At 68.2% G+C, this 24,588-nt stretch carries 20 protein-coding genes; 3 read left to right on the forward strand and 17 right to left on the reverse strand.

From position 1 onward, the window contains the following. Positions 1 to 72: 72 nt before the first annotated feature. From HII28_RS03730 to HII28_RS03750, 5 genes are all read right to left on the reverse strand, one after another. Positions 73 to 2,451: a DUF3488 and transglutaminase-like domain-containing protein gene (locus HII28_RS03730; RefSeq protein WP_170024179.1), complete on the reverse strand. Its 2,379-nt coding sequence runs from the start codon at positions 2,449 to 2,451 to the stop codon at positions 73 to 75. Then, the gene (locus HII28_RS03735; protein WP_170024180.1) at positions 2,444 to 3,775 is read right to left on the reverse strand and encodes a DUF58 domain-containing protein; all 1,332 of its coding nucleotides are present in this window, start codon (positions 3,773 to 3,775) and stop codon (positions 2,444 to 2,446) included. The genes HII28_RS03730 and HII28_RS03735 overlap by 8 nt, the downstream gene beginning before the upstream one ends. An 11-nt stretch (positions 3,776 to 3,786) precedes the next feature. Next, on the reverse strand, positions 3,787 to 4,818 hold the full coding sequence (locus HII28_RS03740; RefSeq protein WP_170024181.1) for a MoxR family ATPase: 1,032 nt from the start codon (positions 4,816 to 4,818) through the stop codon (positions 3,787 to 3,789). Beyond that, positions 4,815 to 5,297, reverse strand: coding sequence for a pantetheine-phosphate adenylyltransferase (gene coaD / locus HII28_RS03745; RefSeq protein WP_170024182.1), 483 nt, complete (start codon positions 5,295 to 5,297; stop codon positions 4,815 to 4,817). The genes HII28_RS03740 and coaD overlap by 4 nt, the downstream gene beginning before the upstream one ends. A gap of 109 nt (positions 5,298 to 5,406) precedes the next feature. After that, positions 5,407 to 7,626 (reverse strand): ATP-dependent DNA helicase RecG, encoded by a 2,220-nt coding sequence (locus tag HII28_RS03750; RefSeq protein WP_170024183.1) that lies wholly within the window; start codon positions 7,624 to 7,626, stop codon positions 5,407 to 5,409. 64 nt (positions 7,627 to 7,690) lie between these two features. On the opposite strand from HII28_RS03750, the gene HII28_RS03755 reads away from it, so the two are divergent. Then, positions 7,691 to 8,287 (forward strand): RsmD family RNA methyltransferase, encoded by a 597-nt coding sequence (locus tag HII28_RS03755; RefSeq protein ID WP_170024184.1) that lies wholly within the window; start codon positions 7,691 to 7,693, stop codon positions 8,285 to 8,287. On the opposite strand, the gene thiL is transcribed toward HII28_RS03755, so the two are convergent. Next, on the reverse strand, positions 8,257 to 9,336 hold the full coding sequence (gene thiL / locus HII28_RS03760) for a thiamine-phosphate kinase (protein ID WP_170024185.1): 1,080 nt from the start codon (positions 9,334 to 9,336) through the stop codon (positions 8,257 to 8,259). The two genes, HII28_RS03755 and thiL, sit on opposite strands and share 31 nt — an antisense overlap. A 110-nt stretch (positions 9,337 to 9,446) precedes the next feature. Between thiL and HII28_RS03765 the strand changes: the two genes are divergently transcribed. Together HII28_RS03765 and HII28_RS03770 are read left to right on the forward strand one after the other, a co-directional pair. Further along, on the forward strand, positions 9,447 to 10,010 hold the full coding sequence (locus HII28_RS03765) for a DUF3515 family protein (protein ID WP_170024186.1): 564 nt from the start codon (positions 9,447 to 9,449) through the stop codon (positions 10,008 to 10,010). 84 nt (positions 10,011 to 10,094) lie between these two features. Beyond that, complete coding sequence (locus HII28_RS03770) at positions 10,095 to 11,978, forward strand: ABC transporter ATP-binding protein (RefSeq protein ID WP_170024187.1); 1,884 nt, start codon at positions 10,095 to 10,097, stop codon at positions 11,976 to 11,978. Positions 11,979 to 12,082: 104 nt separating this feature from the next. Here the strand turns inward: HII28_RS03770 and HII28_RS03775 are convergent, their stop codons facing one another. From HII28_RS03775 to HII28_RS03825, 11 genes are all read right to left on the reverse strand, one after another. Next, on the reverse strand, positions 12,083 to 12,286 hold the full coding sequence (locus HII28_RS03775; RefSeq protein WP_346769172.1) for a cold-shock protein: 204 nt from the start codon (positions 12,284 to 12,286) through the stop codon (positions 12,083 to 12,085). A gap of 310 nt (positions 12,287 to 12,596) precedes the next feature. Then, positions 12,597 to 13,685 (reverse strand): D-alanine--D-alanine ligase family protein, encoded by a 1,089-nt coding sequence (locus HII28_RS03780; protein ID WP_170024189.1) that lies wholly within the window; start codon positions 13,683 to 13,685, stop codon positions 12,597 to 12,599. Then, on the reverse strand, positions 13,588 to 14,712 hold the full coding sequence (locus HII28_RS03785) for an NAD(P)H-dependent glycerol-3-phosphate dehydrogenase (protein ID WP_205864554.1): 1,125 nt from the start codon (positions 14,710 to 14,712) through the stop codon (positions 13,588 to 13,590). Before HII28_RS03785 ends, HII28_RS03780 begins: the two co-directional genes overlap by 98 nt. Continuing rightward, positions 14,702 to 15,508 carry a lysophospholipid acyltransferase family protein gene (locus HII28_RS03790; protein WP_346769173.1) on the reverse strand — a complete coding sequence of 269 codons (807 nt, stop codon included), beginning with the start codon at positions 15,506 to 15,508 and terminating at the stop codon, positions 14,702 to 14,704. Before HII28_RS03790 ends, HII28_RS03785 begins: the two co-directional genes overlap by 11 nt. A 66-nt stretch (positions 15,509 to 15,574) precedes the next feature. Continuing rightward, positions 15,575 to 16,945 carry a UDP-N-acetylglucosamine 1-carboxyvinyltransferase gene (gene murA / locus HII28_RS03795; RefSeq protein WP_346769174.1) on the reverse strand — a complete coding sequence of 457 codons (1,371 nt, stop codon included), beginning with the start codon at positions 16,943 to 16,945 and terminating at the stop codon, positions 15,575 to 15,577. Further along, complete coding sequence (gene leuD, locus HII28_RS03800) at positions 16,945 to 17,544, reverse strand: 3-isopropylmalate dehydratase small subunit (protein WP_170024192.1); 600 nt, start codon at positions 17,542 to 17,544, stop codon at positions 16,945 to 16,947. Before leuD ends, murA begins: the two co-directional genes overlap by 1 nt. A gap of 2 nt (positions 17,545 to 17,546) precedes the next feature. Continuing rightward, the gene (gene leuC / locus HII28_RS03805; RefSeq protein WP_170024193.1) at positions 17,547 to 19,058 is read right to left on the reverse strand and encodes a 3-isopropylmalate dehydratase large subunit; all 1,512 of its coding nucleotides are present in this window, start codon (positions 19,056 to 19,058) and stop codon (positions 17,547 to 17,549) included. Between the two features lie 175 nt (positions 19,059 to 19,233). Continuing rightward, positions 19,234 to 19,716 carry an FHA domain-containing protein gene (locus tag HII28_RS03810; RefSeq protein ID WP_170024194.1) on the reverse strand — a complete coding sequence of 161 codons (483 nt, stop codon included), beginning with the start codon at positions 19,714 to 19,716 and terminating at the stop codon, positions 19,234 to 19,236. Positions 19,717 to 19,724: 8 nt separating this feature from the next. Further along, the gene (locus HII28_RS03815) at positions 19,725 to 22,100 is read right to left on the reverse strand and encodes a transglutaminase-like domain-containing protein (RefSeq protein ID WP_170024195.1); all 2,376 of its coding nucleotides are present in this window, start codon (positions 22,098 to 22,100) and stop codon (positions 19,725 to 19,727) included. Beyond that, a complete protein-coding gene (locus tag HII28_RS03820) occupies positions 22,097 to 23,461 on the reverse strand; it encodes a DUF58 domain-containing protein (RefSeq protein WP_170024196.1) in 1,365 nt (454 codons plus the stop codon). The genes HII28_RS03815 and HII28_RS03820 overlap by 4 nt, the downstream gene beginning before the upstream one ends. A gap of 10 nt (positions 23,462 to 23,471) precedes the next feature. Beyond that, positions 23,472 to 24,440: a MoxR family ATPase gene (locus tag HII28_RS03825; RefSeq protein WP_170024197.1), complete on the reverse strand. Its 969-nt coding sequence runs from the start codon at positions 24,438 to 24,440 to the stop codon at positions 23,472 to 23,474. Positions 24,441 to 24,588 lie beyond the last annotated feature (148 nt).

The following is a 24,588-nucleotide window of genomic DNA, read 5'->3' on the forward strand; positions in this document are numbered from 1 at the left end:
CTGGGCGGTGCAGGAGGTCGCGCACATTGACGGAGTACGGATTACGAACGGCGGCAGACACGAACGACGATTCTACCCGTCGGACCGCGACGTCGCCGGGCTCCGCAACCGCCCTTCGAACAGCGAGATGGGAACGAGAGTCGCGCGCATCCGCTGGGCCAGGCCTGCGGTCGCGGCGATGGCTCCGACCACCGTCGCAACATCGTCGGCGAGCACGGGATCGGCCCAGACCGTGTCGGGAGACCCGAACCGCTCCTCTTCGAGGGCAGACAGCAGTTCGGCCAGCGCGGCCGTGGCGTCCTGGCGCTGGACGGCATCCGGATTCGCCTGCGGCGCGTCTTCCCACGTGCGCCGCAATCGGTCGGCGAAGGCCCTCGGCGTCTCCGTCGACGGCGCGGCCAGTCCGAGATCGAGAGCGGATGCGCGCAGCTCGGCCCACGCGTCCGACGCGTTCCCTGCTCCGTCGCGCACGTCCGTGAGGCGCCGTCTTCTCAGGTTCCGCCTCAGGAGCGCGGGCGTGATGAGCACGCCGAGGATGATCAGCACGACGGCGGCCACGCTCGTGCTCGACGAGATCGCCTCCGTCGTGGCCTGAGCGCTTGAGACCGTGGTACCCGGCGCGTCGGTCGCGAACCGCTTCTGCGGCGCCGTCGTCGACGGCCCGGTCGGCGTGTCCGTCGGCTGCGGCGTCGCCCCCTGGGCGGTGCTGTACGACGGGACCGTGCCGCGGCCCACTGTCGGCTCGAAGGGCGTCCAACCGACGCCGGGGAAGTACAGCTCCGGCCACGCGTGCAGGTCGTCCGAGCTCACCTCGTAGTCGGACGCCTTGCCGGTGGTCCCCGTCTCATTGCCCGGAAGGTATCCGACGGCGATGCGGGCCGGGATCCCGAGGTCGCGGGCCATCAGCGTCATCGCGGCGGCGAAGTGCACGCAGTAGCCGGCCTTCTGCTTGAGGAACGTGGCGACGGTGCCGGGGGTGTCGTCGTCGTATCCGCCGTCCTTCGGCGCATTCAGGGAGTACCGGAATTCGCCGTCATGGAAATACGCCTGCAAGGCGACGGCCTTGTCGTACGGGGTGAGGGCATCGGCGGTGACCGCCAGGGCGGTGGAGCGGATGATCGCCGGCGAGCCGGACGGCACCAGCAGATCGGCGTCGACCGATGCCGGATAGTTCTCCCCCGCGTCGCGGAGCTGTTGCGGCGTCGGCTGCACCGTCTTCGTGGTCACGGTGTAGTTCTGTTCGTCGGTGGTGGAGGTGTAGCCGGAGATCGTGAGGTCGTTCTGCTCCCAGCCCCAGCTGCCGTTGAGCCCTGACACCTTCTGCACGGGGTACGGTGCCGGCAGCCACTGGCTCGTCAGGTTGTGCACCTGGACGGTCGTCGTGGCCTTCGCAGTCTTCACGTGCTTGCTCAGGCCGGGCACATCGTCGATCGACGTCTCCGAGCTGAAGAATGTGGACTTCGACCTGGTGTGCCGCCAGATCTCTCCCGAGAACGTGTCCAGCGTCGTCATGCGCAGGTATGCGGGCGTCGATGCCGTGGTCGAGTAGTCGATCACCGTCACCGGCACCGGCCTCCTGAGGTCCGCCCCGAGGTCGATGAGCGCGCTCACGCCCTGTCCGAAAACGACGCCGGCCGACGGGATCGCCTGCCGACCCACCTGCTGGAAGCCCGGCGCCGTCGTGCCGATCACGAGCGCCACCACGATCGCGCCCGCCGCGATGGCGATCGAGGTGCCGAGCTCCGCTCCGGAACGGCGGGTGCGGCGCACATCGGCGCGCAACAGCAGCAGGTAGGCGATGAGGCAGAGCACAAGGGCGAACGGCGAGATTCCGCCGTCGAGCAGGGCGGCCGGGGCCAGCAGCGCCGCGATCACCACCACGCCGACGAGCGCCGGCCTGCGCAGCACGATGGCGACGAGATCAGACGTCCATGCGATCACGCCGCCCGACACGACCATCAGGAACAGGAACTCCGGGAGCGGATCCGCCGGAACACCCTGGTTGTAGAACGAGAGCTGCGCCTTGGCACTCAGGCGCACGAACTCCGCAACGGTCGCAGGTGTCGGCAGGAAGCCGAACAAGGCCGTCTGCGGGGCGAAGAGCCCGGTGACGAGCAGCACGAGGGCGGCCATGGAGAGGATCGGGGCGAGAGAGCGCGGAAGGCGCGTTGCGCGGCATCCGGCGGACACGCCCAGCACGACAACGGACGCCAGCAGAAGTTCCAGCCACCAGGCTGCGCCGGTGATCAGACCACCGAGCGCGACGGTCAGCGCCGCCATCACGGCCAGGAGGGACAGGCTCAGGCGGAGGTCGTCCACCCTGGCCCTTGCCTGCGTACGGCCGGATGCCGGGCGCTGGTCCCACGACGACCCGCCGCGCGGGCTTTCCCCGCCACCGATTGCACCCGCCGTCCCGTTCGCGCGCGTCGGCCGCGCTGTCGTGTCAACCACGGCGCGCCACCCGTGAGCGAATCCCTGCGTGCTGCCACGCCACGGCCGGTGAATCGCCCGGCTGCACGGCCACGCAGTCCCAGCCACGCCGCTCGTAGTAGTCCCACAGCTGCTGGCGCTCCCCCACGAAGAAGACCACGGCCGGATCGCAGAGCATGCGCAGCCCGGCGACCGCGGCGAGTTCGTCGTGATCCCCGTCGACGACGATCACGAACACCGGCACCGCCTGCGGATTGCGCCGCAGCGCAGCACCGAGCACACCGGCGGCATCCGTCGACTCGCCTGGATGCTGGCTGATGCCGGCGAGTCCGTTGAGCAGCGAATACGTGCCGCTCGGCGGGTCGTATGACGACACCGGCAGACCGGAGAGGCCTGCGCGGCCGGCACCGGAGCGTCCCTGCAGCTGGATCGGCGACGTCTCGGCCACGCCGAGCACGAAGCCCTGATCGATGAGGTGCGCACCGACGGATGCCGCGAGATCGACCGCCGTCTCGAATCGTGCGGAGTCGTCGCCGTGCGGATGATGGTGACCGTTCCGGCGTCCGGCATCGGTGTCGAGCAGCATCCACGTCTCGGGGTTGCTGCGCGGTTCCTCCTGCCGGACCATGAGCTTGTCGTGACGCGCTGTCGCCCTCCAGTGCACCCGCCGCATCGGATCGCCCGGCCGGTACTCACGCGCGATCAACTCGTCGGCATTCGGGATGCTGTGCTTCACGAGCTCGTGCTCGTATCCCTCGCTCCGCGACAGGTCGAACTCGCCGTCACCGAGATCAGCGATGCGCGGGACGACGATCAGGGGCTTCGCGGCGCCCACCGCGTACCTGCACCGCACCAGCCCGAACGGATCAGTGCGCTCGAGCAGCAAGGGACCCGCCGCATACACGCCTCGCCCGTGCGTGCCCATCGAGTACGTCACAGCCACGGTGTCGGACCGGTCCCTGCTGGCCAGCGCGTGCTCGCCGAGCGGAGGAAGCGGAGCGAAGCCGGATGCGGTCAGCCCTGGAGGGAGGGCATCCCGCCAGCGCAGCGTCGGAGTGCGACGGTTCGACTCGTTGCGCACCGTCACCCGCGCCCTGGCCTTCTCGCCGGCGGTCACGACATCGGATTCGAAGATCCTGTTGACGCTGACCCACGGCCGGTCGATGGTGACGGCGATCGCGGCGGCCAACGGCAGGAGCAGGAGGACGATGCCCAGCACGAGCAGGTCGACGCGGCCGAAGACCGCTGCTCCGACCATCGCCAGGACGCCCGCGATCGCCAGCCCGGCTCCACGCCAGGTCGGCCTCGGCCGCTGCGCTGCGGACCGGGAACGTGCGGCTCCCATGATGCTTCAGGCTACTTCGGCTGCCCCGTCGGCACCGGAGTGGCGGCGACGATGCGGGTGACGACCTCGGCGAGCACGGCGGCTCTCTCGTGATGCTGCCCCATGGCCCTGCTGGTGGGCAGCAGCCGGTGCGCCAGCACGGGCACCGCGAGCGCATCGACGTCGTCGGGAAGCACGAAGTCGCGGCCATCGAGCGCGGCTCTCGCCTTGGCCGCTCGCACCAGCTGGAGCGTCGCACGCGGGCTGGCGCCAAGGCGCAGATCCGCGTCGTCGCGGGTGCCGTGCGCGATGGCGACGGCGTACTGCTTGAGGGCGTCGGATGCGAACACCCGTCTGGCGAGCGCCATCATCTCCCGCAGACGGTCGCTGGTGACGACGGCGCCGATGCGCGACAGCGGACTGGAGGTGTCGCGCCCCGTGAGCATCTCGATCTCGGCCTGCTCGTCGGGATAGCCCATAGCGATCCTCGCCATGAACCTGTCCCGCTGCGCCTCCGGCAGCTCGTACGTCCCTTCCATCTCGACCGGGTTCTGCGTCGCTATCACGATGAACGGGTCAGGGAGCGGGTAAGTGGAACCGTCGACGGTGACGTGGCGCTCCTCCATGCACTCCAGCAGGGCGGACTGGGTCTTCGGGGAGGCGCGGTTGATCTCGTCGCCGATGACGATGTTCGCGAACACCGCGCCCGGCTTGAACTCGAAACGGCGCTCAGGCTGGTTGTAGACGGACACCCCCGTCACATCGGAGGGCAGCAGGTCCGGCGTGAACTGGATGCGGCTCACGCTGCAGTCCACCGACTTGGCGAGTGCCTTGGCGAGCATCGTCTTGCCGACGCCAGGCACGTCTTCGATGAGCAGATGGCCCTCGGCCAGCAGCACGGTGAGCGCGACGCGCACCGCTTCGTGCTTCCCGTCGATCACCGCCTCGACGTTCGAGGCGATCTCGTCGGCCGCGGCACGCAGTTGGTCGGGAGTGATGGTCGGTTCGGTGTCGGAGAGCTCGGCCACGGCATCCGTGGGGTGCTTGGTCGGAAGACTGTTCATAGCTCCTGCAGATAGTCGTATACCGAACGGGGTACGTACGGGCTCACGTCGCCGCCCAGCGCGGCGACCTGACGCACCAGCGAAGACGACACGTGCGCATTCGCCGGATTGGGCAGCATGAAGACCGTCTCGACACCGGCCAGATCGCGATTCACGATCGCCATGGGCGTCTCGTACGACACATCGACCTGCGAGCGGACGCCCTTGATGAGCGCGTTCGCCCCGACATCCGTGCAGTAGTCCACGAGCAGCCCGACGCTCCAGGCTGCAACGAGGATGTTGCCGGGCATCCGCTCGTCCGCGATGGAACGCTCGATGAGCGCGACACGCTGCGAGATCGGGAGCATCGCCGACTTGTCCGGGTTGTGCACGACCAGCACGTGGATCTCGTCGAACAGGCGCGCCGCGCGCGCGATCACGTCGAGGTGACCCAGCGTGACGGGGTCGAACGAACCAGGGACAACGGCGATCCTGCTCATAGGTCTTCAGAATAGCGGTGAGGCGTTATCAGATTGTTGCCCTCGTCGGCACACTCGCAGGGGATGTTCGGGGAGTGCTCGAATGCGCATCCCGCGTCGCCGACCGCCGTCAAGCGCGGGCCAGGAAGTCCCTCGAGCGGTCGGTGAGCCGGTCGGCGATGGCGGATGCCAGTGCCGGGTGCTCGTGCAGCACCGGGTCGTGTTCGAGCACTGCGGCGGCATCCGCTCGTGCCTGCTCGATCACGGCGCCGTCGCGGGCGACGCGCAGCAACCGCAGCGAGGATCGGCCGCCCGACTGGTTGCTGCCGAGCACATCGCCCTCGCGACGCAGTTCCAGGTCGGCCTCTGCCAGTTCGAATCCGTCAAGGGTCGCTGCAACCGCGTCGACCCGCTCTCTGGCGAGACTCCCGGCCTCGGCTGTCGTGACGAACAGGCACAGGCCGGGCACGCCGCCACGGCCGACTCGTCCGCGCAGCTGGTGCAACTGCGATACTCCGAAACGGTCCGCGTCGAGCACGATCATCGCCGATGCGTTCGGCACGTCGACACCGACCTCGATGACCGTCGTGGCCACGATGAGGTCGAGCGCACCGGCGGCGAAGGCGCGCATGACGGCATCCTTCTCGTCGGCGGGCAGTCGTCCGTGCAGTGCCGCCACCCTCTTACCGGCGAGCAACGGATTGGCCTGCACCGCGGCGAGAGTCTGCTCGACGGAGGCTACAGGGGTCGCCGATGGCGCGTCATCCGCGTCGTCGATCAACTCGCCGGCGTCGTCCTCCGCCTCCTTCGCACTGATCGCGGGGCAAACGACGAAGACCTGATGTCCGGCCGCGATCTCCTCCGACGCCCGCTCCCAGATGCGGTTCTCCCAGCGCGGATGCTCTGCCAGCGGCACCACGAAGCTCTCGATCTTCTGCCTGCCTGCCGGCAGCTGGGCGATCGTCGAAACGTCGAGGTCGCCGAACACCGTCATCGCGACGGTCCGCGGGATGGGCGTCGCCGTGAGCACGAGCTGGTGCGGAGGTGTCGCGGCCTTGCCCCGGAGCACGTCACGCTGCTCGACGCCGAACCTGTGCTGCTCGTCCACCACCACGAGTCCCAGATCGAAGAACGACACGGCGTCACCGAGCAGCGCATGCGTGCCGACCACGATCTGCGCCTGACCGCTGACGGCCCGCAGCATCGCCTTCTTGCGCTCGGACGCGGTCAGTCGGCCGGTGAGCAACGTCGGCATGAGCTCGGCGGCGAGATCCGGTCCGAGGGACGCCACGATCGAACGCAGGTGCTGCGAGGCGAGCACCTCGGTGGGCGCCAGGAAAGCCGATTGACCCCCGTTGTCCGCGACCTGCAGCATCGCCCGGAGCGCCACCACGGTCTTGCCGCTGCCGACCTCGCCCTGCACGAGACGGTTCATCGGGACCGGCTGGGCCAGGTCGTGCTCGATCTGCTCCCCCACCGCCTCCTGGTCGGCGGTGAGCTCGAAGGGCAGGTGCGCGTCGAGGCGGGCAGCGTAGCCATCGGGAACGGGCATCCGCGCCGTGGCGGCCGTCGCACGGAGGCGCTCCCGTTCCTGGAGGAGCGCGGCCTGCAGCACGAACGCCTCCTGATACCGCAGTGTGTCCCGGGCACGACGCCAGTCGGCGTCGTTGGTCGGCATGTGGATGCCACGCAGCGCCGCCCCGAACTCCTCGAGTCCGTGCTCACTCGCGACGTCCCGGGGAACGGGGTCGGCCACCTGCGCGAGGTGCGGGAGCACTTCGCGCACCACACGCGCGATCTTCCAGCTCGGCAGCGTTCCGCTGGCCGGATAGATCGGGATCGGCTGGCTCTGCCATGCCTCGAAGTCCGGTGTCGAAGGGGCCGGGATGGAGGAGCCGTTGCCGGCGGTGTCGTCGAAGAGCTCGTAGTCGGGATGCGTCAGCTGCAGCGATCCCTTGTAGCGGTTCACCTTGCCGGCGAAGATGCCTCGCCTGCCCGGCACCAGTTCGTTCGCCCGCCAGGCCTGGTTGAAGAAGGTGAGGGTGATGAGTCCGGTGCCGTCCGAGATGGCCACCTCGAGGATGGATCCCCTGCGCTGCCTCATCGGCCGCGTGCCGCACTTCTTCACCTCGGCGACGATCGTCACGTCTTCGCCGGCCGGCAGCTCGGCGAGTGCCGTCAGCTCTCCGCGGTGCGCGTAGCGGCGCGGATAGTGGGTGAGCAGGTCTCCGACCGTTCGGTGTCCGAAGGCGCGCGCGAACGCCGCAGCCTGGCGTTCGCCGATCGCGGTGGTCAGGGGCGTGCCGAGCGCGACGGGCGCGGTCTGCGTCGCCGATCCCTCGTCCGTCATGGATCCAGGCTAGGGGCCACAGCCGACGATCGGGGCGTCACGGCCTGCGGATAGCCTCGTAGGCATGACGCGCATCGTCTCCGGGTTCGCCGGATCCCTCGGTCTGAGCGTTCCCAAGTCGGGAACCCGCCCGACGAGCGACCGCGTGCGCGAGGCGATGTTCTCGGCACTGGAGTCGATGGATGCCGTGCGCGGCATGCGCGTGCTCGACCTCTATGCCGGTTCCGGTGCGCTCGCGCTGGAGGCCGTCAGCCGAGGGGCGGCATCCGCCGTGCTCGTCGAGCAGAGCGCGCAGGCCGCTGCGGTGTGCCGAGCCAACGCGGCGGCCGTGCTGAAGTCCGCTGCGAAGGCGGGCAGCGGCATGCGGCCACGCATCGACGTGCGGCAATCGTCGGTGCGATCGTTCCTGGCCCATGCGGGCGGTACGGCGGTCGACCTCGCGTTCCTCGATCCGCCCTATGACGTGCGCGAGTCCGAGCTCGCCGATGTGCTCGCATCGTTGACCCCGCTTCTCGATGCGGATGCCGTCGTGCTCGTCGAGCGAAGCGGCCGCTCCCCCGAGCCGACCTGGCCGAACGGTCTCGAGCCGCTGCGCAAGCGCTCGTACGGCGAGACGGCGGTGTGGTTCGCTCAGCCGGCGACACCGTCCCATCCGGAGTAGGGATCCCAGCCACCGGCTCCCCGATACGGGCGCCCGTCAACGCTCACCCGCACGAGCCCGGCTGATCCGTCCTCGCCGGACCCGCCCGCCCCGGTGTCGGTCGCGTCGGAAGACAACACCCGCCCGATCACGCGGAACGGGTCGGGCAGCACGGAATCCGGTGGGAAGCAGGCCAAGAGTGCGTGATCCTCGCCGCCCGACAGTGCGAGCGCGGGGTCGTCGCCGAGTGCGGAAGCGTGGAGGTCGATCCGTACGCCGGACGCTGTCGCGATCCGAGCCGCATCCAGGGCCAGTCCGTCGCTCACGTCGAGCATGGCCGTCGCACCCGCGAGCGCCGCCGCCGGACCGGCCTGGATCGGTGGTACGGGACGACGCTGCAGCGCCACGTCGGGGACGCGAGAGGCGACGGATGTCGCGCGTGCGGCATCGGGAACTCCGTCGTCGTCGACCCCATCGGCGAAGAGCGCACGGAGTCCGGCCGCTGCGCGTCCCATCGTGCCGGCGTGCGCGACGACATCGCCCGGTCTGGCGCCGGACCGGAGCACCGGTGCCCGACCCTCCAAGTCGCCGAATGCCGTGACGGCCAATGTGAAGACCTCCGAAACGGACAGGTCGCCGCCGACGACTCCGCTCCCCGGCGCGAGCACCCCGCAGGCGATGCGGAGGCCGTCCGCGATCTGCTCGAGCACAGCGACCGGCGTCTCGTTCGGCGCAGCGATCGCGACCACGAGTGCTGTCGGACGGGCGCCCATAGCCGCGACGTCGGAGAGGTTGGTGGCGGCGGCCTTCCAGCCGATGTCCTCCGGCGTCGACCACGCCCAGCGGAAGTCGGGACCGGCGATCATCATGTCCGTCGTCACGACATACCTGCCGTCGGGGGCGGCGAGGACCGCAGCATCGTCGCCAGGGCCGATGATCGTCGCCGAGGAGTCCGGCAGTCGCGGGAAGATGCGGCGCAGCGCAGCGAGCTCCCCCACCTCGGCGAGGGTGCCGGCGACGTCGTCGTCGAGTGGTCCTTCGCCGTGGATGCCACGCCCGGAATGCGCCATGCCTGTCACGTTATCGCGACGCACGACGCTCCTCCGATCGATCGGCTGCGCCTCACGCGCGGGAGCATCCGTCCAGGGCTCTCCCCATTGCCGCGGATATTCTGAACTCGATGCCCTCCCACCGCCCCCGCCGGCTCGTCGCCGCCCTCGTCGCCTGTTCCGCAGCCCTTCTGCTCGCCGCGTGTGCGCCCACCGTCGCGCTGAATCCGGCGGCGGACGCCAACGACCCGCGCTGTGCTGACGTGATCGTGCATCTGCCGGACACCGTCGCAGACAAGACCAAGCGCGAGACGAACGCTCAGGCGACAGGCGCATGGGGTGATCCTGCCGTCGTCCTCCTGCGTTGCGGCGTCGCTCCGATCGGCCCGACTGCGAAGCCGTGCATCACCGTGAACGGCATCGACTGGGTTCTGGAGAACGATCCGGCGTCGCCGTCGCTGCGCTACATCACGTTCGGCCGGATCCCGGCGACCGAGGTGGTCATCGCGCACGGCAAGAACGGCGTCACGGATGCTGCCGTGCTCCCCGCCCTTGCAGATGCCATCGGCGCGATCCCGCAGCAGAAGCAGCAGAAGTGCCTCGACACCTCCGATGTGACGTCTCCGACAGGCACTCCGACCGCGGCACCGCCTGCGACCTCCACCCCGACGCCGACGCCGACACCGACGAACTGATCCGCTCGCGCACGCGGAGGAACACGTGCGCGAGGCACTCCCGAGTTGCTGCCAGGATGAGGGCGGCACGAGTAGGGAGCGGACATGGCGACGGAACGGGACGCACTACGGATCTTCGGGACCATCCCGCGCGCGAAGCTGATCCTGACCGCCCTGTACAGCGTGCAGATCCTCGCGGCCGCCTTGCCGCTGGCGACAGTCGTCGTCTTGAAGTCGGTGATCGACTCGCTGTCGGCCAAGGGTGCCGGCATCGGCGATGTGCTGGGCGAGTTGACGTGGCTTCTCGTGCTGAGCCTGCTGAGCGTTGCGGCAGAGTTCGGCGCTCGACTGCTCGGCAATCTCGCGGCCACCGAGCTGACCGGCCGGCTTCAACTGCAGATGTACGACCGTCTGGTGACGATGCCGCTCGCGTTCTTCACGACGACCAAGACCGGCGCACTGGTGAGCCGACTCACCAATGACGCCAGCGCGACTCAGGATCTGCTCGTGTCCGTCATCCCGACCACGATCTCCAGTTCGGTGACCATCGTCGGCACCGTCGTCATCCTCTCGACGATCGATCTGCGACTGATCGCGCTCGGCGTCGTGATCCCGATCTGTCTCATCTTCATCAGGCGCGCTGAAGCGCGGATCAATGCGATGGCCACGGCATCCTTCGACGCACTCAAGGACCTCTCCTCCGACATAGACAGCACGCTGAGCTTCGAGGGCGTCGCTCTGGCGAGGGAGAACGGCCAGGTATCCCGTGAACGAGGACGCTTCGTTGCCGGCGCCCGCACGATCATCCGCACGACGCGGATCCTGAACGGCTGGGCGGCGAGCACGAACGCGTACTACGGAACGGCCTTCGCCCTGATGACGACGGGCGCCATCGCGGTCTGCGCGTTCCTCAAGGCCACGGGAACCTTCGAGATCGGGACCCTGGTGCTCGTCATACTGTACGTGCAGCAGTTGCAGCGACCCGTGCAGTCGCTGATCGGCACGAGGTACCCGCGCTACCGCGCTCGGGCGGCGCTCGATCGCTGCCTCGACGTGATCCGGTCGTCGATCCAGCCGGCGAAGCCGACGAGCGAATCCGATCTGCTCGTGCCCTCCCCCGTCGAGTCCCTTCTTCCCGGCCCGGTGCTCGAATTCGAGGGCGTGTCGTTCCGGTACCCGACGGTGTCCAGTTACGCGATCCCCGGGCTCTCGCACGCGGGCAACGCCATCAGCATCCCCGGGCTTCCGCTCACCTGGCTGGAGAACGCCGGCCCGAGCCCGACGGACGACCAAGCTCGCCCGCTCGCCCTTTCGGACGTCTCGTTCTCGATCGCTCCCGGCGAGTTCGTGGCGGTGGTCGGGCGATCCGGCGCGGGCAAGAGCACACTCGCGTCGCTCGCCGTCGCACTCGACCTCCCGTCGGGAGGCGATGTCCGGATCGGCGGGCGGTCTACGGCAGCGCTTCCCGATTCGACAGTGGCCGCCCGGGTCGCTCACATCAGTCAGTCGACGTACGTGCTGCACGAGAGCATCCGCGCGAATCTGCTCTACGCGAGCCCCGCAGCGGATGAAGCCGAGATGCTGCGAGCACTGGAATTGGCTCAGTTGGCGGAGCTCATGGCTAATCTGCCGGACGGGATCGACACGGTGGTCGGCGAGAAGGGACACCGTCTCTCAGGTGGCGAGGCGCAACGGCTGGCCATCGCCCGGGCGATCCTCAAGAAACCGACTCTCGTCGTGCTCGACGAACCGACTGCGCATCTGGATGCCATCACAGAGAGCGTCATCAAGACGGTCCTGCTCACCGAGTTCAGTCAGCTGGCGGTTCTGATGATCGCCCACCGGCTGTCGACGATCATGGATGCGGACCGCATCATCGTCATGGAATCCGGCCGCATCATCGAGCAGGGGACGCACCGCACGCTGAGCGGACGACCCGACGGCCGCTATGCACGACTCATCGAGGCGCAGCGCGAGGCGGCAGGGTAGAAGCGGCCTTCCCGACGCTTGCGCCGGCGACGACGAACGGCCCGGGCACGTCCATCATGGACATGCCCGGGCCGTTCGTGACGTCGCTTAGGGAATCAGGTCCGTCAGAGGGCGCGAATGTTCGTCGCCTGCGGGCCCTTCTGGCCCGCCTCAGTGTCGAACTCGACCTTCTGGCCCTCTTCGAGGTTGCGGTATCCGCCCCCGGTGATGGCCGAGAAGTGAGCGAACACGTCGGCGCCGCCGTCGTCAGGCGTGATGAACCCGTAACCCTTGTCGGAATTGAACCATTTGACCGTGCCAGTGGCCACGATTGTCTCTCTTTCGTATCGGCGCTTCATTGCGGAGAACGCACCCTGCGTCTTCCGTATTCAGCCGACTGTAGTTTTTTCCACCAACACGTAGGTTCGGGTGATGGAGCTTCGAGCCTAGCGCGTGCGTGGCCCTGCATCCTCCGCACGACGATGGGCGACGAGCGGGATCGCACTGCTCTAGGGTACCCGGACGCAGCTACCGGGACCACCATTCGTTCGCAGAACGTCTCGGCGCGTCCGGTGGGAGCATGAACGGCCGCCCGTTCGGGATGCGGCCGGCGGCGCGACTTGTGGCAGGACAGCCCGATCAGCGACGCTGGAGCGCGAGGTCGATCAACTCGTCGATGAGTTCCGGATAGCTGAATCCGGACTCCTGCCACACCTTCGGGAACATCGAGATGGGGGTGAAGCCCGGCATGGTGTTGACCTCGTTGATCACCCAGCCGTCGTCCGTCAGGAAGAAGTCCACCCTTGACAGTCCGCCGGCGTCGATCGCCTGGAACGCACGCACCGCCAACGCCTGCATCTCGGCGAGCTGATCGTCTGTGAGGTCGGCAGGGCAGACCAGGTCGACGCCGGGCGCGCCGAGGTACTTCGCCTCGAAGTCGTAGAACCCGCGCGTCGACACGACGATCTCACCGGCCACGGATGCCCTCGGCGCCTCCCCAGGACGTGCCCCGAGGACTCCGATCTCCACCTCGCGACCCACGACCGCCGACTCCACGAGAGCCTTGCCATCCTCGGCGAACGCCACCTCGAGCGCGTCGCCCAAGCCTTCAGCAGAGGTGATCTTCGTCACGCCAACGCTGGATCCGGCTCGCGCCGGCTTCACGAAGAGGGGCGAGCCGAGCGTGCGCACGCGGTCTGCCACCGCATCCTGCCCGCGCTCCCATTCCTCGCGGGTCACCGTGACCCACGGCGCCACCTGGATGCCCGCGGCCTGCAGCACAGTCTTCGTGTAGTGCTTGTCCATGCCGAGGGCACTGCCCAGAACACCGGATCCGACGTAGGGGATCCCGGCCAGCTCGAGCAGCCCCTGGATGGTGCCGTCCTCGCCCCACAGCCCGTGCAGGATGGGGAACACGACGTCCACCTCGCCGAGCGACGTGACGACGCCGTCGCGCTCGACGGTCAGCTCCCGCGAGCGCACCGAGTCGGGCCAGCGCACACGACTGCCGTCGTCGCGCACCTCGGGGAGGGCATCCGGGTCCAGTGCGAACGCAGCTGGGTCGTCGCGTTCGAGCACGAACGACCCGTCACGCGTGATGCCGACGGGGATGACGTCGTACCGGTCGCGGTCAAGCGCCCCGAGTACCCCGCGCGCCGTGGCGCAGCTGATCGAATGCTCGCTCGAACGCCCGCCGAAAAGTAGCACGAGGACGCGCTTGTGAGTCATCCGTAGTCCTTTCACCCCGAGGGGTGTCGTCCGTGGTGAGGTGGGGGGCCAGATCCGCAGGTGCAAGCGTACCGGCTAGGACCTGCCCCACCTGCTCGACGATGGGCATCTGCACGCCCTTCGCCTTCGCGAGGGCGAGGATGGGGGCGACGGATGCCAGTCCCTCCGCGGTCTGATTCATCTGCTTGACCACTTCGGCGAAGGCGTAGCCCTGGCCGAGGAGCCTGCCGGCGGTGTTGTTGCGCGACAACGGAGACTGGCAGGTCGCGATCAGATCGCCTAGTCCTGCCAGCCCGGCGAGGGTCTCGCGCTCGGCACCGTGCGCCACCGCGAAGTCGGTCATCTCGACCAGCCCGCGCGTGATGATCGACGCCTTGGTGTTCTCGCCGTATCCGACGCCATCGACGATGCCGATGGCGACGGCGATGAGATTCTTCAGGACGCCGCCGAATTCGGTGCCGATGACATCCGTGTTCACGAACGACCGGAAGTAGGGGTTGCGGGCAGCGAGTGCCACCTCGTGGGCCGTCTCGATACTGCTCGAGGAGACCACGGCGGCTGTCGGCTGCTTCTTGGCGATCTCCAGGGCGAGGTTGGGGCCGGATGCCACGGCGATGCGATCCGGATCGATGCCGAGCACTTCAGCGATCACCTCGCTCATGCGCAACCCGGTGCCCTTCTCAACCCCTTTCATGAGGCTGACCACGGGGATGTCCGGCGGCAGCGCCGGCTCGACGGCGATCAGGTTCTCACGCAGCGTCTGGCTCGGAACGGACACGAACACCTGGTCGGCACCGCGCAGCGCCGCCGCGAGATCGGATGATGCGGTGAGGTTGCGCGGCAGGTTGATGCCCGGCAGGTACTGGCTGTTGCGTCGCGCCTCGCGGATCTCCCGTGCCGCCTCTGGCCTGCGGGCCCACAGGGTCACGTCGGATCCGCCGTCCGCCAGCACCTTGGCGAACGTGGTCCCCCAGCTGCCTGCCCCGAGCACTGTGACGCGCCGTGCAGGCGCCGGCCTAGCCCTCAAAGCGCCCCGTCTCACTCTGGGCGTGCTCGGACGGATCCCAGCGCTTCTCGGGCGCCTTCTCCCCTCGCAGGGCCTCCAGCTCGTGCGTGATGGCGCGCATGATCGTTTCCGTCGCCTCGTTGAGCACGGTCGCGGTCATCGGCTTGCCCCTGAACGCGTCGAGGTCCACCGGCTTGCCGATCGAGAACGTGATCTTCTTGCGCGGGAACAGGCTGATCTTCTTGGAGTAGCGTGCCATGATCTGCTGCGTTCCCCAGTGCGCGACGGGGATCACCGGGATGCCGTAGTCCAGCGCGATCCGCGCCGCTCCCGTCTTGCCGCGCATCGGCCACAGGTCGGGGTCGCGAGTGAGCGTGCCCTCTGGATAGACGACGACGATGTAGTCCTCGTCGACGATGTGCTGCGCCTGAGCGACGGGAGCACCTCGTCCGCCATGGCTGCGGCTCACCGGAACCTGACCGGACGACCTGAGGAACCAGCCGACGACCGGAACCTTGAACAGGCTCTCCTTGGCGAGGAACCGTGGCTGACGACCGTGGCGCCACAGCATCGAGCCCACGACGAGCGGGTCGATCTCGCTGTAGTGGTTCGGGGCGATCACGAACGATCCCTCGAGCGGCAGGTTCTCCTTGCCGCGCACCTTGAACGACGAGATCGTTCCGATGAGGGGCACCACGATGCCGGCTCCCACCCAGAACACGCTCGGGCGGAACGTCTCCTTGCGGATCCGGCGCTTCTTCGGGGAACGGTCGGCCGGCTCGAGAGCGGCATCCGGGACGTCGGGTGTTTTCGGCACCCGCCCATTATCCGCTATGCCGTATGCCGCTCCGGATCGAGGACGGCCCGGGGTGTCGGCCGCGTGCTAGTCCTCCAGCTGGAAGTCGGCGCCGAGCTGTTCGAGCTTGCCGATGAAGTTCTCGTAGCCGCGGCTGATGATGCCGACATTGCTCACCGTCGACGTGCCGTTGGCCGTCAAAGCGGCGATGAGGTGGCTGAAGCCCCCACGCAGATCGGGAACCTCGACATCCGCGGCGTGCAGCGTGGTCGGACCGGAGATGACCGCGGAGTGGTCGAAATTGCGCTGACCGAAACGGCACGGATGACCGCCGAGGCACTCCTTGTGGATCTCGATCGTCGCTCCCATGTCCACCAGGGCGTCCACGAATCCGAAACGCTGCTCGTACACGGTCTCGTGCACGATGGAGACGCCGCGCGCCTTGGTGAGGGCGACCACGAGCGGCTGCTGCCAGTCCGTCATGAAGCCGGGGTGCACATCCGTCTCGATGACGACCGGCTTGAGCTCCCCACCCGGGTGGTAGAAGCGGATGCCGTCGTCGTCGATGTCGAACGCGCCGCCGACCTTGCGGAACACGTTGAGGAACGTCAGCATCTCGGCCTGACGGGCACCCCCGACGAAGATGTCGCCCTCGGTCGCCAGCGCGGCGGCAGCCCAGCTGGCGGCCTCGTTGCGGTCGAACAGCGCCGTGTGGCTGTAGCCGGTGAGGCGCTGAACGCCCTCGATGCGGATCACGCGGTCGGTGTCGACCGTGATGATGGAGCCCATCTTCTGCAGGATGTTGATGAGGTCCATGATCTCGGGCTCGATCGCCGCACCGCGCAGCTCGGTGATGCCCTCGGCCTTGGTGGCCGTGAGCAGCACCTGCTCCGTTGCGCCCACGCTCGGGTACGGCAGCTCGACCTTGGCGCCGTGCAGCCCGTTCGGCGCGGTCATGCGGATGCCGCTGGGCAGCTTCTCCACAACCGCGCCGAACCGGCGCAGCACCTCGAGGTGGTAGTCGATCGGACGGTCGCCGATGCGGCATCCGCCCAGGTCGGGGATGAACGCCTCGCCGAGCGCGTGCAGCAGCGGTCCGCAGAAGAGGATCGGAATGCGGCTCGAGCCGGCGTGGGCGTCGATGTCGGCCATGTGGGCGCTCTCCACGCCCGTCGGGTCGAGCAGCAGCACGCCCTCTTCAGGACCGTCGGTCACCTTCACGCCGTGGATCTCGAGCAGGCCGCGGACGACCCGGACATCGCTGATGTCGGGAACGTCGCGCAGCTCGCTCGGACCGTCGGCGAGGATGGCGGCCACCATCGCCTTCGTGACGAGGTTCTTCGCCCCCTTCAACCGGATGCGCCCGCGAAGGGGACGTCCACCGTTGATGGTGATCTTCTCGGCCGTCAAACCCACTCGGGCACCCGCCGCCTGCGCATCCTGAAGAAGAGAGTTCACTAGATTTTCACCGGCAATGTCTTGGGCCGCCATGATTCGCGGCGTGCTTCGAATTCTGTGATCTGCGCTTCGTCACGCATGGTGAGACCGATGTCGTCGAGCCCCTCCAGCAACCGCCACCTAGTGTAATCATCGATATCGAAATCGACGGTGAGGCCGGCCACCGTTGCCTTTCGCTCAACCAGGTCGACCGTTGCCTCTATTCCGGGGGCGGCATCGATCGCCGCCCAGATCATCTCGAGGTCGGCCTCGCTGATCGTTCCCGTCAGCAGTCCCTGCTTGCCCGAATTGCCGCGGAAGATGTCGCCGAACCGCGGGCTGAGCACAGCCGTGAATCCGTAGTCGCGCAGCGCCCAGACAGCATGCTCGCGGGAGGAGCCGGTGCCGAAGTCGGGTCCGGCTATGAGGATCTTGCCCTGGCGGAACGGCTCCTGATTGAGCACGAACTCCGGGTCCTGGCGCCACGCATAGAACAGGGCGTCGTCGAATCCGGTCTTGGTGACCCGCTTCAGGAACACGGCGGGGATGATCTGGTCGGTGTCGACGTTCGACCGCTTCAGCGGAACGGCGACGCCCGTCAGTGTCGAGATTTTCTCCATGATCAGGCACCTGCCTTCACGCCGTCGTGGGCGTCTTCATTGGTATTGTCGAGATCCCACGGGCTGGACAAGGTTCCGCGGATGGCCGTTGCGGCAGCCACGACCGGCGAGACCAGGTGCGTGCGTCCGCCCTTGCCCTGTCGTCCCTCGAAGTTGCGGTTCGAGGTGGATGCGCAGCGCTCGCCCGGCGCCAGCTGGTCCGGGTTCATGCCCAGGCACATGGAGCACCCCGCGAACCGCCATTCGGCTCCGAACGCCTCCACGATCTTGTCGATGCCCTCGGCCTCGGCCTCCAGGCGCACGCGAGCGGATCCGGGGACGACCATGACGCGAACGCCGTCGGCCTTCTTCTTGCCCTTGATGATCGAGGCGAAGGCGCGGAGGTCTTCGATGCGGGAGTTCGTGCAGGATCCCATGAACACGGCATCCACATGGATGTCCTTCAGCGGGGTGCCCGCTGCCAGGTCCATGTACTCCAAGGCGCGCTGAGCTGCGGCCTGCGCGTTGGGGTCCTCGAAGCTCGCAGGCTCGGGGATGACTCCGCTCAGCGACGCGCCCTGGCCAGGGTTGGTTCCCCAGGTGACGAACGGCTCCAACGCATCGGCGTCGATGAACACCTCGGCGTCGAACGTCGCACCCTCGTCGGTGGGCAGCGTCTTCCAGTATTCGACTGCGGCGTCCCAGTCCTCGCCCCCCGGGGCGTGCGGACGGCCCTTCAGGAACTCGAACGTCGTCTGGTCGGGGGCGACCATGCCTGCACGGGCGCCCGCTTCGATCGACATGTTGCAGATCGTCATACGGCCGTCCATGGACAGGGCGCGGATGGCGCTGCCACGGTACTCGAGCACGTAGCCCTGTCCCCCGCCGGTGCCGATCTTCGCGATGACGGCCAGGATGATGTCCTTCGCCGTGACTCCGGGGCGCAGGGTGCCCTCGACGTTGATCGCCATGGTCTTGAACGGCTTCAGCGGCAGCGTCTGCGTGGCGAGCACGTGCTCGACCTCGCTCGTGCCGATGCCGAACGCCATCGCGCCGAAGGCGCCGTGGGTCGAGGTGTGAGAGTCACCGCAGACGACGGTGATGCCGGGCATCGTGAGACCCAGCTGCGGGCCGACGACGTGCACGATTCCCTGCTCGATGTCGCCCAGCGAGTGCAGGCGGATGCCGAATTCCGCGGCGTTCTTGCGCAGCGTCTCGATCTGGGTACGGCTGGTGAGGTCGGCGATCGGCTTGTCGATGCCGATCGTCGGCGTGTTGTGGTCCTCGGTGGCGATGGTGAGATCCGGCCGGCGCACCGGTCGGCCCTCCGCCCGCAGGCCGTCGAACGCCTGGGGGCTCGTCACCTCGTGCACCAGGTGCAGGTCGATGTAGATGAGGTCGGGCGAGCCGTCCTCACCCTTCACGACCAGGTGGTCGTCCCAGACCTTCTCGGCCAAAGTCCGAGGATGCTGCGTGCGAGGTCGTGCGCCTGCGGCCGTGCCGCCTGCGCGCACGGCATCGGATGCTGTGCTCATGCTGTCGAATCTCCTTGCGTATCGTCCGGGGGAACACCCGGGAATTCAGCCACGAAGAAACTCCGCGACGAGTGAGGCCTGAAGGTTAGGACTCGTCGCGGCGGCTAAGAAGAAGGGAGGCGACCAGCACCGGACCAGGCTAGCACCCTGCGCCGGGCAGTTTCTGCGCGCCGATTCAGGCGACGATGAGCTGCACGCGGTAGCTGCCGAAGAGCACGGCCGCGCCGGCCGCGACCGGGGTCGCCGCACCGGGGATGAGCGGTGCGGCCGCGCCCGAGGCGTCCAGCACGCTCACGCCGTTCGTGGAGTGCAGATCGGTGACCCGGATGCCGTCGCCCACCACTTCGATCACCGCGTGCGTCTTCGAGACGCTGCGAACGGGGTCGTCCACCGGAAGCAGCTCGGCACCTGCCCACGGCTCGAAGCGCACCGGATTGCGACCGACAAGGAGGGATCCGTTCACAGGGATCCGTGCGCCCGTCGGGAGGACGACGAACCAGGTTCTCGACACCGGAGGTGTCTGTGCGGCGGGCGCCGGCGGTGCGTTGAAGACAGGGAGGGAGGCGCCGCGGCGTGGCATCCGCTCGGTGCGGGTGTCCGTGTCGTCGCGCGGAGGAACGAGCCCCGGCGGCGGTGTGATGAAACCCGGCGTGTCCACCAGCGTCACTATACCGAGCGCGGGCGGCGCGCCGCGCGGCGAGGCCGAGGAGCGATCCGGAACGCGGCTACCCTGCGTTGCAGCCAGGTGAGCCCGCTCAGCGTCGTTCCGACGTTCCGGTCCACGCTCGACCACAGCTCGCTCGCCGACTCCTGCGACACCGTCTCCCCGCCGAACACGGCAGCGTCGATTTCGGCAGCGAGCGACTCGATGGCGTCGCCCGAGAGCCCCAGCTTGCGCTGGGCGGCCTGGCCGCCGAACATCTGCGCTGTCTGCAGCCTGGTGGCGGTCGACGGCGGCTTCAGGCCGAGCTCCGTGTAGCGATCGACGAGCTCGCTCCACGCTCCGGCCGCCGACTGGTCGCCAGGGCCTCGCGACCGTCGGCGCCGCCGACGCCTCTTGACCGCCACGATGATCATCAAGGGCAGGAAGTAGGCGATCGCCAGCGCGAGCACGACTCCGCCCGCGTAGTACGCCCAGACCGGCACGGTGAAGCCGACGTCGTTGTCCTTCTTCTTCTTGGCGCTCTCGTTCTTCATCTTGACCGGTGTGAGCAGGTCGTCGTCCTTCGGGACGGTTCGCGGCGGCTGGCGGACCTGGGGCTGCGGCTCGATCTTGGGTTTGACGCTCTTCTCGACCGGCGTGTCCGTCTTGTCCGGAGTCGGGAAGAACGGCACCCAGCCGACGCCCTCGAACGGGACCTCGACCCAGGCCGTCACCTGGTCGCCCGTGACGGTCGCGGAGCTTGATCCGTCCTTGACCTCCGGCTTGAAACCGAGGACCACGCGCGACGCGTATCCGAGGTGGCGCGCCATGAGCGCGAACGCCGTCGCGTACTGCTCCTGGTCGCCGACCATGGGCGACGCGGTGAGCAGATCCGTCATGCGGGCCGCGCTTTCACCAGCCGACGACGGCACGGGATCCGATGCCAGGCCGTGGCTCAGGTAGCCGAGCCTCTTCAGAGAGCGCTCGACGTTGCGCAGCCTCTCGATGGCCGTCGGCGCCTTGCCCGCGTACTCCTCGGCCTTCGCGCCGATCGCGTCAGGAATGTTCGTCACCGACGCGATCGGCACCGTCGCCACGGCGACGTCCTGCAGGGCGGTGTCGGAGGGGACCTTCAGCGTCGCGACGTCGATCGAGTAACTGTCTCCGCGGCGAAGGCGCTGCATGACCGCTGCGGATCCGCCCGAGGTGTCGACGCGGGTGGACTGCGCCAGCGCATCCGCTTCGGAGCCGGCGAATCCGAGACCGGTCGCGTAGCCGGGTGTCGGCAGCCAGACGTCGGAGTATCCATCGACGGTCACCGTCGCGGACGATCTCGAGACCGACGAGTTGAGCGCCGAGAGAGGGATGTCGCCGCCGTAGAGCCGGAAGCCGCCGGAGCTCCCCGTGCCCTTCGCGTCCGTCACGGACCACACCACGCCGTCGTAGCTGTCCATCGTGACGAGTCGCACGTACTGGCCCTGTCGGATTCCGTCGATCGTGAAGAGCTTCGTGTCTTTCAACTCCCGCGTGTATTGGCGGAACCCCGCCAGCGGCGCCGGATACTGCAGCGGATCGAACGGGGGCTGCACGCTGTCCCGCAACACGACTCGGGATGTGGCAGGCGGGGCCACGAACGTTCCGCCGACGACGCCCACCACGAGAGCCCCCGCGAGGAGAGCCGCAGCGCTGCCGACCGTCCGCCAGGCACGTCGGGATCCGCCGGGCACCGACGGACAGGCGGTACGAACACGCCAGCCGACCCAGACCAGGCCGATCACGGCGAAGCCCGCTCCACGGGCGGTGGCGAACACCGGATCCTTCGTTCCGAGGAGCACCGTCGCGACGAGGATCGCGGCGGGTCCGGCCGCCATCGTCGCGACGCGCGCGACCGTGTGGGGGCCGGCGGGACGCATCCGCACTGCGATCGACGCACCGACGAGCGAGGTCAGCCACGTCGCAGCGAACGGGATCACCCCGAGGTAGGGAGGTGCTTGGAGCGGCGCGTGCAGGGTGACGGCATCGCTCCAGCCGAAGATCGCGCCCCTGCCGAGGTCGAGGATGCTCTCGAGTGTCGGCACGACGCCGTAGAGCCCCTCCGCCGGGATCGCGAACGCGGTGCCGAGCAACACGAATGCCGCAACCCCGAGCGCCGCGGTCGCGATCAGCGGAAAGCGGAGTAGCCGTGCGACGACCGCGCACCCGCCGCCCACGAGGATGCCGCCGCCCGCGGCCAATGTGTACGCGCCCGCGCCGAAGACGGTCTGGAAGCCGGCCGAAGCGATTGCGGTCAGGATCACGAGGAACGCGATGTCGGTCCATGCCGAAGCGGGAATGGATCGATCCCGTGCCACGGTCGCCGGGAATCCGGTCGCGCCGGCGGCCACCGCTGCCGCGCTCATCGGTTCACCCTGTCCACGAGGCTGGCGAGCTGATCGAGAGAAGGCACGTCGACCACCGTGGCGCGTCCGACGCGGCGCTGTCCGGCGGCCCGTTCGGGTGCGCATCTCATCGCGATGATCCGGGTCTCTCCGCCGTACAGCGCGGCCAGGGCGGCCACTTCTGCGTCGGACGTGCGTGATCCGACGGCCACCACCACGAGGCTCGGCGTCGGTGCGCGCATGCCGGCCACCCTGGCGAATTCGCGCAGCGAGGAGTGCAGGGAGTCGGTGGGCGCGATCCGGCACGAGTCGTCGAGGAGCGAGACGTGCGTGCGGGTGCGGAGTGCGCCGGCCGTTGACCATGCCCGCATCGGCGTCTCGTCGCGGAGCGCGCCGACACCCACCGAGGCGAACGCGGACACGGCGAGCTCGAACTCGTCGTCGGTCGCGTAGTGCCCGCGTTCCGTGTCCATCAGCAGAAGAAGCTGGGAGCGCCGGGTCTCCTGGTACTGACGCACCATGAGACGGCCCGTGCGTGCCGACGTGCGCCAGTGCACGTTGCGGATGTCATCCCCTGGCTCGTACTCACGCAGTGCGTGGAACGCCAGGTCGCTGTTCGAGAGCAGGGCGGTCTCGTGACCCTCCAGATCGCGCACCAGACCCTGACTCGTCGAGGCGATCCTCACGACGACCGGATGCACGAACAGTTCGATGCGCTGGGTCCACACGGATGCTCGTCGCAGCAGCCCGAGCGCGTCGCCGCGCACCGTCGTCGCCGGACCCGCCACGACGACGGCTCGTCGCTGGGTGGGCACCGCGAACAGGTTCTCGTCCTCCGCACCAGTTGCCAGGCGGGGAATGACGAACTCGGCGACGGCCGCGCCCACCGGCAGCTCCAGTCGGGTCGGCGCCGTCGGACGAGCGCCAGAGTTATGGACGGTGAGGCGGCCGAGCGAACGCTGTCCGGCCGTTACCCGCCGTGGCTCGAGCTCGGCTGAGACCTGAAACGACATGCGGCCGATCAGCGAGAAGAGGGCAAGGACGAACGCCGCGCACAGGGTGACGCCGACGAAGACGAACTCGACCCAGCCGAGCGCGAACGCGAGCACGAAGGCGACGGCCGCCGTGCCCAAGACGAGCCAGCCCACCGTGGTGATCGGTCTCAAGAAACGCGCGATGGTGCCTGGCACGGCGGCGAGACGGCTGGCGACACCACGGTCGGTTCGCTGGGCGCCGTTGACACGAGCAGGCAGACCGGTGTCGGGATCGGCTGCCTCGGCGACCTCGCGCGTCGAGGACTGCTGAGAGCCCTGAGCGTGCAGGGGCGTGGCCGATGGCGGCGAGGGCCGCGTCGCCGGCTGCGGGCTCGTGATGGTCGTCATGAGGCGTTGGTCATGCTGCTCGGTAGGCGGGTGGGTTGACGGTCGCGATGGCACGGGAGACGACGTCTTCCGCCGTGACACCGGCGAACTCGGCCTCCGGATCCACGATCACACGATGCGCAAGAACCGGAACAGCAAGTTCTCTGACATCATCCGGTGTCACATACGTACGACCAGCAGCAATCGCCCACGTCTTCGCAGCACGCGCCAACGCCAACGCACCACGAATACTCACACCAAGAGCCGCATCCTTATCGCTCCGCGTCGCCGACACCAACTCGGACAGATACCCCATCACCGCACCATCCGTATGCACATCAGCCGCCAACTGCGACATCGTCGTCACCGACTCCGACGCAATAATCGCCGACACCGACGCCGCACGCGCACGATTCGAAGACTCCATCAACAACCGCACCGTCGTCTCATGATCCGGATATCCCAACGACGTCTTGATCAGGAACCGGTCCAGCTGCGCCTCCGGCAGCGTGTACGTCCCCGCCTGCTCGATCGGGTTCTGCGTCGCGATCACCATGAACGGGCTACCCACCGGATGAGACACACCATCCACCGTGACGATGCCCTCCTCCATCACCTCAAGAAGCGCCGACTGGGTCTTCGGAGAGGCACGGTTGATCTCGTCCGCCAACACCACCGACGCGAAGATCGGTCCCGGATGGAACTCGAAACGACCGTTCGACTGGTCGTAGATCGTCACACCCGTCACATCAGACGGCAGCAGATCCGGCGTGAACTGGATACGCGACTGCGTCCCCTGAATCGTGTTCGCCAACGCCTTCGCCAACACCGTCTTCCCGGTACCCGGCACATCCTCCAAAAGCACATGACCACCCGACAACATCGCCGTCACAACGAGTTTGATCGCGTGCTCCTTACCCAGGATCGCCTTATCAACGTTCGCCACCAACTGACCGAACGCACCAGCAAACCACGCCGCCTGCTCCTGGGTTACCGCCATAATCCGTGATCCTTACCTCGCGTCGGTGACGAACACCGTGCGTTCTTGTTCGTAGTCGGTCGATGGGTGTCGTCGTGATTGCTCGGTGCGTCGGCCGTCACTGCGCGGCGACGAGATCGACTCACGGTGAGCGCACCGAGCCGGCCGC

Source organism: Planctomonas sp. JC2975, from assembly GCF_012985205.1.
Classification (GTDB): domain Bacteria; phylum Actinomycetota; class Actinomycetes; order Actinomycetales; family Microbacteriaceae; genus Humibacter.

Excerpts from the sequence above, each read along its gene's own strand:
- HII28_RS03735 (WP_170024180.1), bottom strand. The coding sequence starts at position 3,775 with ATGGGAGCCGCACGTTCCCGGTCCGCAGCGCAGCGGCCGAGGCCGACC.
- HII28_RS03740 (WP_170024181.1), bottom strand. The coding sequence starts at position 4,818 with ATGAACAGTCTTCCGACCAAGCACCCCACGGATGCCGTGGCCGAGCTC.
- coaD (WP_170024182.1), bottom strand. The coding sequence starts at position 5,297 with ATGAGCAGGATCGCCGTTGTCCCTGGTTCGTTCGACCCCGTCACGCTG.
- HII28_RS03750 (WP_170024183.1), bottom strand. The coding sequence starts at position 7,626 with ATGACGGACGAGGGATCGGCGACGCAGACCGCGCCCGTCGCGCTCGGC.
- HII28_RS03755 (WP_170024184.1), top strand. The coding sequence starts at position 7,691 with ATGACGCGCATCGTCTCCGGGTTCGCCGGATCCCTCGGTCTGAGCGTT.
- thiL (WP_170024185.1), bottom strand. The coding sequence starts at position 9,336 with ATGGCGCATTCCGGGCGTGGCATCCACGGCGAAGGACCACTCGACGAC.
- HII28_RS03765 (WP_170024186.1), top strand. The coding sequence starts at position 9,447 with ATGCCCTCCCACCGCCCCCGCCGGCTCGTCGCCGCCCTCGTCGCCTGT.
- HII28_RS03770 (WP_170024187.1), top strand. The coding sequence starts at position 10,095 with ATGGCGACGGAACGGGACGCACTACGGATCTTCGGGACCATCCCGCGC.
- HII28_RS03780 (WP_170024189.1), bottom strand. The coding sequence starts at position 13,685 with ATGACTCACAAGCGCGTCCTCGTGCTACTTTTCGGCGGGCGTTCGAGC.
- leuD (WP_170024192.1), bottom strand. The coding sequence starts at position 17,544 with ATGGAGAAAATCTCGACACTGACGGGCGTCGCCGTTCCGCTGAAGCGG.
- leuC (WP_170024193.1), bottom strand. The coding sequence starts at position 19,058 with ATGAGCACAGCATCCGATGCCGTGCGCGCAGGCGGCACGGCCGCAGGC.
- HII28_RS03815 (WP_170024195.1), bottom strand. The coding sequence starts at position 22,100 with ATGAGCGCGGCAGCGGTGGCCGCCGGCGCGACCGGATTCCCGGCGACC.
- HII28_RS03820 (WP_170024196.1), bottom strand. The coding sequence starts at position 23,461 with ATGACGACCATCACGAGCCCGCAGCCGGCGACGCGGCCCTCGCCGCCA.
- HII28_RS03825 (WP_170024197.1), bottom strand. The coding sequence starts at position 24,440 with ATGGCGGTAACCCAGGAGCAGGCGGCGTGGTTTGCTGGTGCGTTCGGT.